The organism is uncultured Romboutsia sp. (assembly GCF_958366745.1).
Taxonomy (GTDB): domain Bacteria; phylum Bacillota; class Clostridia; order Peptostreptococcales; family Peptostreptococcaceae; genus Romboutsia; species Romboutsia timonensis.
In genome coordinates this window covers 1-2530 of record NZ_CATXCO010000296.1, presented here as the reverse complement: position 1 = coordinate 2530, position 2530 = coordinate 1, and the positions used below count along the sequence as shown (strand labels likewise).

Genomic DNA, 2530 nt, shown 5'->3' with positions numbered 1-2530 from the left:
ATGCTTTACCATGTCTAGCTTCATCTTTACACATTTCATGAACTGTATCATGTATTGCATCAAGTCCTAATTCTTTAGCTTTCTTAGCTATTTTTAATTTACCTTCAGTTGCTCCATATTCAGCTTCAACTCTAGCTTCTAAGTTAGCCTTAGTATCAGCAACAACTACTTCACCTAATAATTCAGCAAATTTAGCAGCATGTTCTGCTTCTTCAAATGCTATTCTTTGGTAAGCTTCTGCAACTTCTGGATATCCTTCTCTATCAGCTTGTCTAGCCATTGCTAAATACATTCCAACTTCTGTACATTCACCAACAAAGTTTGCTCTTAATCCTTCAAGTATTTCTTCGTCTACTCCTTGAGCTACACCTATTCTGTGTTCATCAGCCCATTTTAATTCACCTTTCATTTCTTCGAACTTGTCAGCTCCAACCTTACATACTGGACATACTTCTGGAGCAGTTTCTCCTTCATGTATATATCCACATACTACGCATACAAATTTCTTCATAATTATATTCCCTCCGTATATTAACCTTTTTTATCGATAATTTATTATATTATATATATACCTAATAATTTTATTCTTAAACATAATTTTATAATATTTTTTTATATTTTATACACTATTTATTCCATTTATGTATACAATATACGTAATTTATATTTATTCATAAAAATAAAGAAATCCTATATTTTTCTTATTACATTTATTTTAAATAATTTATTATATCTATTTATAAAGTTGCATTATTTTATAAATAAAGGTTTCACTTAGTTTAAACTATGTGTTAGTGAAACACCTCATATAATAGTTTCCTTGTATAAATACTACCTTTGTTTTATCACCTTTATTTGCTGTATCATCTTTACTTGATGTACAACCTGTTAAGCTACTTACCATTAATCCCATTACTAAAGTAAGACTCATTACCCTTTTTGCATATTTCATAGAAATTATCCCCCTATAAATTTATTTAACTTTTTTTAATCTCCACATCTTAGCTTGATAGTCTCCTTTTAACTCAGGAACATTCAAACCAATATTCATTAGTTCATCTCCACCAACTATTATGTTTTCTCCCAATATTTCATATTTTGAACTTTCATCTAATCCTACAAGTTTTAAAGAAATAAACTTAGAGTTAGGTTTTGCTAATGTTCTTACAAAGCTAACTATAATTTCTTCACAATCTTTAGATATAAACATCCAAGCTACATCATTGTTTTCAAATGGACTACTTAATCTGTAACATTTACCAAATTGTATAGTCTCTCTTATTTCTTTGTATAGTTTTACTTGTTCTTTTATAATTTCTTTTTCACTTTCAGGAAGCTTAGTTATATCTAACTCATAACCAAAATTTCCACTCATAGCAACTACTCCCCTAGTTTCTATAGGTGTTATCCTATCAACTTGATGATTAGGAACAGCAGATACATGGCATCCTATAGATGCATTTGGATAAACCATACTTGTTCCAAATTGTATCTTTAATCTTTCTATAGCATCTGTGTTGTCACTAGTCCAAGTTTGTGGCATATAGTATAACATTCCTGGGTCAAACCTTCCCCCTCCACCTGAACAACTTTCAAATAATACATCAGGAAATCTTGTAGTTATTTCCTCTAAAACTTTATATAAACCTAGTATGTATCTATGTGCTACTTCTCTTTGTCTATTAGCTGGTAATTTAGCAGAACCTATCTCTGACATATTTCTGTTCATATCCCATTTTACATAAGAGATTGGAGCTGATGATAATACCTCACTTATTTTTTCTATTATATAATTACAAACATCTTCTCTTGAATAATCTAATATTAATTGTCTTCTAGCTTCAGATCTATTTCTTCCTGGAATATGAATACACCAGTCTGGATGTTCTTTGTAAAGTTCACTTATTGGTGATACCATTTCAGGTTCAAACCACAACCCAAATTGTAATCCCATTTCATTTATTTCTGTTGCCAATTTATTTAATCCACCTTTTAGCTTCTCTTCATTAACAAACCAATCACCTAAAGATGAGTTATCATCATCCCTTTTTCCAAACCATCCATCATCTAATACAAACAATTCCATTCCTAGGTTTGTAGCTTCCCTCGCAATTTCTTTTATTTTTGTTTCATTAAAATCAAAATATGTAGCTTCCCAGTTATTTATAAGTATTGGTCTTACTTCATCTCTATACTTACCTTTACATAAACGTTTTCCATAAAGACAATTATAAATATGGCTCATACCTGTTAATCCTTCATTTGAGTATACAAGCACAGCCTCTGGTGCTGTAAATTCTTCTTTTGATTTTAAAAGCCATGTAAAATCAAATGGATTTATACCTATTTGAGCTCTTGCATTTTCATACATATCAACTTCAACGTTAGCTAAAAAGTTTCCACTATAAATTAAACTAAATCCATATACTTCTCCATGTTGTTCTGTTGTATCTTTTCTAACTAAAGCCATAAAAGGATTTTGAGCATGGCTACTTGAACCTCTTCTACTTCCAATACTTTGACTACCACT

Annotated in this window: 3 protein-coding genes; all 3 read right to left on the bottom strand. The window is 30.2% G+C overall.

What is annotated here, in order from left to right; translation table 11 throughout:
• Positions 1–511: NADH peroxidase (locus Q5F54_RS12960; protein WP_302334574.1), on the bottom strand; the 511-nt coding region annotated here is incomplete at its 3' end.
• 273 nt (positions 512–784) lie between these two features.
• A complete protein-coding gene (locus Q5F54_RS12955; RefSeq protein WP_281538326.1) occupies positions 785–952 on the bottom strand; it encodes a hypothetical protein in 168 nt (55 codons plus the stop codon).
• Between the two features lie 21 nt (positions 953–973).
• A partial coding sequence (locus Q5F54_RS12950; RefSeq protein ID WP_302334573.1) for an alpha-galactosidase occupies positions 974–2530 on the bottom strand: 1557 nt, incomplete at its 5' end.